The organism is Methanoculleus sp. MH98A (assembly GCF_000691865.1).
In the GTDB taxonomy this organism is placed as follows: domain Archaea; phylum Halobacteriota; class Methanomicrobia; order Methanomicrobiales; family Methanoculleaceae; genus Methanoculleus.
This window is the reverse complement of record NZ_JMIO01000099.1, coordinates 1-6,502: the sequence shown is the minus strand read 5'-3', so window position 1 is coordinate 6,502 and position 6,502 is coordinate 1. Positions and strand designations below refer to the sequence as shown.

Here is a 6,502-nt window from a genome sequence, read left to right as displayed (position 1 = left end):
SGCTTCGAACCGCGACTGGCGCGAGCATCGTGAGCGGCAGGAACGTGAGAAGCCTAAGGCTTCGAACCGCGACTGGCGCGAGCATCGTGAGCGGCAGGAACGTGAGAAGCCTAAGGCTTCGAACCGCGACTGGAGCGAGCATCGTGAGCGGCAGGAACGTGAGAAGCCTAAGGCTTCGAACCGCGATGGGCGGAACGCCCGGAGTTTGAGAAGCCTTAGGCTTCGAACCGCAGAAGTTCGCGAACGGGATCAGTAACATCCGTATCATTTCGCGGCTGCGTGTGAGACAAATTTTTCTTGTCAACCATCCAAAATAAAATGGTTGACATGATGCACCGAGCCCGGATCCTCGCCTACAGCGGTACGTTCATCGCGCTGATCACCGCCGGGAGCTGGATCTCCATCCCACTCCCCCCGGTACCGCTCACGCTCCAGACGCTTTTCGTCCTGTTATCCGGGATCGTCATGAAGCGCTACGGGGCGATCCCCGTCGCCCTCTACGTCCTCCTCGGGGCGGCGGGCCTCCCGGTCTATCACAACGGCACGGCGGGCCTCGGGGTGCTTCTCGGCCCCACGGGCGGGTTCCTGATCGGCTTCATCCCCGCCGCCCTCGTCGCCGGGATCGCCTACGAACACGAATCGCCGGCATCGCGGATCACAGGGCTGATCGCGGCCTGTGCAATCTATCTCCTGGCTGGCGCCGTATGGCTTTCATATTCGGCTTCGATCCCGCTTCTTCAGGCGGTCCTGCTCGGCGTCGCCCCGTTTATCATCGGCGATGCCGTGAAGGCTGCAGCCGCATACGCCATAGGGAAGCGGGTGGCATGATCCGTATCGCCGATCTCCGGCACCGGCTGCTCGACATCCCCGGCCTTGCGGTGGACGCGCGCCATATCGCCGTTATCGGGCCGAACGGGAGCGGCAAGACGACGTTGCTCTCGGTCTGCTCCGGGATCGAGGAGCCCGAAGCGGGATCGGTCCGGCTCCTCGACCGTCCGCCGTCGGCCGTGAAGGTCGGGTGGGTGGGGGAGTTCCCCGACCGGACGCTCCTCTTCTCCAGGGTCTACGACGAGATCGCGTCGACGCCCCGGTTCCGCCACCGGCCCTGCCCCGAGACGGACGCGACGGTCCGGGCGGCCGCAGGGGTGGTCGGCATCCCGCACCTCCTCGGCAAGAAGGTCTCGGGCCTCTCCGGGGGGGAGAAGGCACTCGTTGCGCTGGCTGCCGCCTGCGCCGGCGACCCCGAGGTGCTCGTCCTGGACGAGGCCGATTCGCACCTGGATGCCGTGACCGCGGAGCGCGTCCGGCGCGTGGTGCGGGAGAGCACCGCAGCCCACGTCCTCTGGTGCACGCAGTCGATGGACGCCGCGGCTACCGCGGACTACGTCCTCTTCATGGAGAACGGCCGCGTCCGGCACCGCGGCACGCCGGAGGAGGTCTTCTCCGCGCTCGAGGAGACGTGTTTTTATCCCACGATGTGGAGGGTCCGCCGGTGAGGGTCGAACTTGCAGATCTCGTCTTTTCGCGGGATTCGTTCGTCCTCCGGGGCAGCGGCACCTTCGGCGAGGGCGTGCACCTGGTCAGCGGGCCGGTGGGGAGCGGGAAGTCGACGCTCGCCCTCCTGCTTGCCGGCCTGCTCCGGCCCAAAAGCGGAGACGTCCGGCGGCACGGTGTTCTCTCGGCAGGGCTCCTGCTGCAGTTCCCCGAGCACCACATCACCTGCCCGACGGTTGCCGGGGAGGCCGCTTCCTGGGGGCTTTTACCGGATGACGCGCTCGCGCTGGCGGAGTTATCGGGGCGTGCGGAAGACGACCCGTTCCACCTCTCCCGCGGCGAGCTCAAGAGACTGACTCTCGCCTGCACGATCCTGAAAGATCCCGACCTGCTGCTGCTGGACGAACCGTTCAGTTCCCTCGACTGCACCGCGAAGAGGAAGGCCTGCGGGATGCTCGAGGAGCGCGATTCCGGCATCACGATCGTCTTCTCGCACGAGCGCGCGGTTCTTCCCCGGGTGGACGCAATCTGGGAGATGGAGGCCGGAGACATGACCGCCCGCGGCAGCGTGCCCGACGCGATCCCCTCCTGGCGGCACGCCCCGCCGTATCTCAGGTATGCACTGGACCAGGGGGCCCGTCCTGCGAACATCAGGCTCGCCGACGCACGGGAGGCGCTATGCAGGATCCGCGGCTGAGGCTTCTTTCCGTCGCCGTCCTCTCACTCGCGGCGTTTGCGAGCATCGCGGGAGCCGCCGCCGCCCTCGTCTGGTGGCTGCTGTTTACGCCGCGCACACGATCGCTCCCGCGGCCGGGGGTGCTGCTGCCCCTCGTTGCGATGGTCGCCGCAACGGCGCTCGTCTCCGCATGGGGCGGCGGCGCGGGGCTCTCCTACTTCTTCCGGATGACCGTGATCCTCCTCCTCGCCGCGTGGGCGTATGCCGGGACAGAGGACGGAGAGATGCTTGCCGTGGCGGTCTGGGCTCTCGGGAACCGGGTGGGGTTCGAGATCGGGCTCGTCGCGAGATGGGAATTTCCGGCATTTCCGTGCTCCGCGGGGAGATCGAGCAGGTGCGAATCGCGATGGCGCTGAAGGGTATCCGGCCCGGTATCCGCTCGATCGTGCCGCTCGCCGTCACCCTCATCGTCACGGAGATCCGGCGGGCCGACGAGGTTGCGCGCCTGCTCGTGGTACGGGGGTACACGATCGGAGGGCGGATCTGTCCCCGGTTCAGGGCGGATCCCCTGGACGTCCCGGCCGCAATAATGGCTATAATACCCGCCCTTTTATCGACTCTCCCCCTTCGCGACGTTTTTATATTAGTAGGATGAATTTTTGAGAGGCTTTATCGATATCTTCTCAGCCCTTCGAGGTGTACAATTCGATGTGTGCTGCCAAATTAGATTCACTCAATATCACCGATACCACGCTTAGGGACGCGCATCAGTCGCTCATCGCCACCCGCCTCCGGACTGAGGACATGCTCCCTCTTGCCCGTGCCATCGACGACGTGGGTTTCTTCTCCGTCGAGGCCTGGGGCGGGGCGACCTTTGACAGCTGCATCAGGTTCCTCAACGACGATCCCTGGGAACGTCTCCGGGTGCTGAAGGCAGAGCTCCGGCGCACGCCTATCCAGATGCTCCTGCGGGGCCAGAACCTCGTGGGCTACCGGCACTACCCCGATGACGTGGTGGAGAAGTTCGTAGAGGCGTCGGCGCGAAACGGGGTCGACATCTTCCGGGTCTTCGATGCGTTGAACGATATCCGGAACATGAAGAAAGCGATGGAGGAGGTCAAGAACGTCGGGGCGCACCTGCAGGGCGCGATCTCCTACACGACGAGCCCTGTTCATTCCGTCGCGACGTTTGTCGAGATGGCGGAAGAACTCTACTCGCTCGGCTGCGACTCGATCTGCATCAAGGACATGGCCGGCCTGATCATGCCGCACGATGCCCGCGACCTCATCACGGGGATCAAGAAGACGGCGGACGTCAGGGTCTGCCTCCACTCCCACTGCACGAGCGGCGTCGCGCCCCTGAGTTATCAGGCGGCGATCGATGCGGGCGTGGATATCCTGGATACGGCGATGTCGCCGTTCGCCCTCGGCACCTCCCAGCCTCCGACGGAGAGCGTCGTTGCCAGCGTTGCCGGGACGGCGCGCGACACCGGGATCGATCTTCTCCCGCTCCGGAAGGTCAGGAACATCTGCCGCGATATGCGGGGTAAGTACGAGCCGCTCTTCAACTCAATCGCCGACCGGGTCGACTCGGACGTGCTGATCTACCAGCTCCCGGGCGGGATGATCTCGAACCTCGTCTCGCAGCTCAAGGAGCAGGATGCGCTCGACCGCCTGGACGAGGTGCTCCGCGAGATCCCCCGTGTGAGAGAGGATCTCGGCTACCCGCCGCTCGTTACGCCGACGAGCCAGATCGTGGGCACCCAGGCGGTTTTCAACGTCCTGATGGACAGGGAGCGCTACCGGAACGTGACGAAAGAGGTGAAGGACTACGTCCGCGGCCTCTACGGACGCTCTCCCGCCCCGATCAGCCCCGAGATCCGCAGAACGATCATCGGCGACGAGGAGCCGGTCACGGTTCGCCCGGCGGACCTCCTCGAACCCATCTACGAGCAGATGAAGAAGGAGGCGGAGGAGCAGGGTCTGGTTACCCGGGATGAGGACGTCCTCACCTACATCCTCTACCCGAGCGTCGCGCCGTCGTTCCTCAGGGGCGAGCGCCAGCCCGAGGCGATCCCCGAGAAGGCGGCAGCCGGACCGGCGGGGGTTGCGGAGATCCCCCGTTCCATGGAGGTCGAGGTGGACGGCGAGATCTTCTCGGTGCGGATCATCACCGTGGAGGGGGGCTCGGTCGCGGCCCCGTCGGCCGCCGCCGCGTCGGCGGGGGCGCCCCGCGGGGATGTCGCCGGCGGTGTCAAGAGCAACATGCAGGGCATGGTCCTGAAGGTGATGACCCAGCGCGGGAGCACCGTCAGGAAGGGCGACACGCTCATCGTCCTCGAGGCGATGAAGATGGAGAACCCCATCCCCAGTCCCCGCGACGGCACGGTCTCGGAGATCTTCGTGGACGCCGGGGACGTCGTGCAGAACGGGGACGTGCTGATGGTCATTGAGTGAGGCTGGATAGCACGATGAAATACTTTGACAAGATCCTGATTGCCAACCGCGGCGAGATCGCCATCCGGGTCATGCGTGCCTGCCGGGAACTGGGCATCGACACGGTCGCGATCTACTCCGAGCCGGACAGTAATGCGCTCCACGTCAAGTACGCCGACGAGGCGTTCTGCGTCGGGGAGGCGCACCCGTCGAAGAGTTACCTCAATAAGGAGCGGATCTGCGACGTGGCGAGGAAGACCGGGGCCGAGGCGATCCACCCGGGCTACGGGTTCCTCGCGGAGAACGCCGGGTTCGCGAAGCTGGTCGAGGAGGAGGGCCTGACGTTCATCGGGCCGTCGTGGAAGACGATCGAGGCACTGGGCTCGAAGATCGGGTCGAAGAAGATGATGCGCGAGGCCGGCGTCCCGGTCCTTCCGGGCACGCCGGAGGGCGTGACGAGCGTCGACGAGGCGAAGAAAGTCGCCGCCGAGATCGGCTACCCGGTGATCGTGAAGGCGAGCGCGGGCGGCGGCGGTATCGGGATGCACATCGCTGAGAATGAGGGAGAACTCGAAGAGGCGATCGATGCGGGGATGCGGATTGCTCAGTCCGCCTTCGGCGATCCGACGATCTTCGTGGAGAAGTATCTCACGAAGCCGCGCCACATCGAGATCCAGGTTCTTGCCGACGCGAAGGGGCACACCGTCCACCTCTACGACCGCGAGTGCTCGATCCAGCGGCGGCACCAGAAACTGCTCGAGGAGGCGCCCTGCCCGATCATGACGCCCGCTCTCCGGGAGCAGATGACGGCGTCGGCCATCGCCGCGGCAAAGGCGGCGAACTACAAGAACGCCGGCACGGTGGAGTTCCTCTACGCGAACGGGAACTACTACTTCATGGAGGTGAACACCCGGCTGCAGGTGGAGCACACGGTCACGGAGTTCGTCACCGGGATCGATATGGTGAAACAGCAGATCGCGATCGCGGCGGGCGAAGACCTCGCGATGGACCAGGACGACATCAGTATCCGGGGGCACGCGATCGAGTGCCGGATCAACGCGGAGGACCCGCTGAACAACTTCGCCGCCGATCCGGGCAAGATCGTCCGCTACCGCTCCCCGGGCGGGCCGGGAATCCGGGTCGACTCCGGCATCCACATGGGCTACACCATCCCGGCGCACTACGACTCGATGATCTCGAAACTCTGTGCGCTCGGCTCCGACCGCGAGGAGGCAATCCAGCGGATGCGGCGGGCGATCTACGAGTACGTCATCCTGGGCGTGAAGACGACGCTCCCGCTCCACTACGCGATCATGCACAACGCCCACTTCATCGCCGGCGACACCCACACGCACTTCCTGCAGGAGGAGCACATCGCGACGAGCCTGCGCCGCTACCTCCACGAGGAGGAGGCGCGTATGCAGACGCTGGCCGCCTCGCTCCGCCAAGGGAAGCACGTGGCGGCGATCACGGCGGCGGTCGACGTCTATATCCGGAAAAACTCGAAGTAACCCTTTATCCAATTTTTCCGGGGAGCCATAAGGTTTATTTGGCAATACAACATTGTTATACTGCACTTTGTGCGCTGCGGTGGCCTAGTCGGTTAGGGCGCCAGACTCATAGGGTTTTTGAGAAGACGGTGCGTCCAAGCCTGGGACATCTGGAAATCGTGGGTTCGGATCCCACCCGCAGCATTTGTTTTGGGTTCTCATTTTGAGAATATTTTTCATCGAGAATGTTCCTCGGATAGTGTTTGCTTTCTGCGGATTGAAGCAACAACGCGAGGGCATCTGTTCCCGGTCAGAATTGTAGACCGGTTTCGCAGGTGTTTGCTGGTTTAGACCGGCTCCTTATCCCGTGTAAGAGGAGGCATTATAAAACTCAATCTAAAAAGCG

8 protein-coding genes and 1 tRNA gene are annotated in these 6,502 nt (G+C 64.4%); 8 read left to right on the top strand and 1 reads right to left on the bottom strand.

Annotation, left to right across the window (positions count from 1 at the left end; genetic code table 11):
- Positions 1 to 259, bottom strand: a 259-nt coding sequence (locus EI28_RS15015; RefSeq protein WP_231476781.1) for a hypothetical protein, incomplete at its 3' end; no start/stop codon positions are given.
- A 59-nt stretch (positions 260 to 318) separates the two neighbouring features.
- Here EI28_RS15015 and EI28_RS11250 point away from each other — a divergent pair.
- The 8 genes from EI28_RS11250 (at position 319) to EI28_RS11220 (ending at position 6,300) form a co-directional block, all read left to right on the top strand.
- Positions 319 to 828, top strand: coding sequence for a biotin transporter BioY (locus tag EI28_RS11250; RefSeq protein WP_048114907.1), 510 nt, complete (start codon positions 319 to 321; stop codon positions 826 to 828).
- Positions 825 to 1,496, top strand: a complete 672-nt coding sequence (locus EI28_RS11245) for an energy-coupling factor ABC transporter ATP-binding protein (protein ID WP_048114905.1) — start codon at positions 825 to 827, stop codon at positions 1,494 to 1,496. Before EI28_RS11250 ends, EI28_RS11245 begins: the two co-directional genes overlap by 4 nt.
- Entirely contained in the window at positions 1,493 to 2,191 is a 699-nt protein-coding gene (locus tag EI28_RS11240) for an ATP-binding cassette domain-containing protein (RefSeq protein WP_048114910.1), read from the top strand. Before EI28_RS11245 ends, EI28_RS11240 begins: the two co-directional genes overlap by 4 nt.
- Positions 2,173 to 2,586, top strand: a complete 414-nt coding sequence (locus EI28_RS15010) for a hypothetical protein (RefSeq protein WP_231476780.1) — start codon at positions 2,173 to 2,175, stop codon at positions 2,584 to 2,586. Before EI28_RS11240 ends, EI28_RS15010 begins: the two co-directional genes overlap by 19 nt.
- Positions 2,565 to 2,825 (top strand): hypothetical protein, encoded by a 261-nt coding sequence (locus EI28_RS15005; protein ID WP_231476778.1) that lies wholly within the window; start codon positions 2,565 to 2,567, stop codon positions 2,823 to 2,825. Before EI28_RS15010 ends, EI28_RS15005 begins: the two co-directional genes overlap by 22 nt.
- Before the next feature lie 53 nt (positions 2,826 to 2,878).
- Positions 2,879 to 4,627 (top strand): sodium-extruding oxaloacetate decarboxylase subunit alpha, encoded by a 1,749-nt coding sequence (oadA, locus tag EI28_RS11230; protein WP_048114904.1) that lies wholly within the window; start codon positions 2,879 to 2,881, stop codon positions 4,625 to 4,627.
- Between the two features lie 14 nt (positions 4,628 to 4,641).
- Positions 4,642 to 6,117: an acetyl-CoA carboxylase biotin carboxylase subunit gene (locus EI28_RS11225; protein WP_048114903.1), complete on the top strand. Its 1,476-nt coding sequence runs from the start codon at positions 4,642 to 4,644 to the stop codon at positions 6,115 to 6,117.
- A gap of 73 nt (positions 6,118 to 6,190) precedes the next feature.
- A tRNA-Met gene (locus tag EI28_RS11220) sits at positions 6,191 to 6,300 on the top strand.
- The last annotated feature ends 202 nt before the right edge of the window (positions 6,301 to 6,502 follow it).

Bases quoted from the DNA above. Each gene is read 5' to 3' on its own strand.
- EI28_RS11250 (WP_048114907.1), top strand. From the start codon at position 319: ATGGTTGACATGATGCACCGAGCCCGGATCCTCGCCTACAGCGGTACG.
- EI28_RS11245 (WP_048114905.1), top strand. From the start codon at position 825: ATGATCCGTATCGCCGATCTCCGGCACCGGCTGCTCGACATCCCCGGC.
- EI28_RS15010 (WP_231476780.1), top strand. From the start codon at position 2,173: ATGCAGGATCCGCGGCTGAGGCTTCTTTCCGTCGCCGTCCTCTCACTC.
- oadA (WP_048114904.1), top strand. From the start codon at position 2,879: ATGTGTGCTGCCAAATTAGATTCACTCAATATCACCGATACCACGCTT.
- EI28_RS11225 (WP_048114903.1), top strand. From the start codon at position 4,642: ATGAAATACTTTGACAAGATCCTGATTGCCAACCGCGGCGAGATCGCC.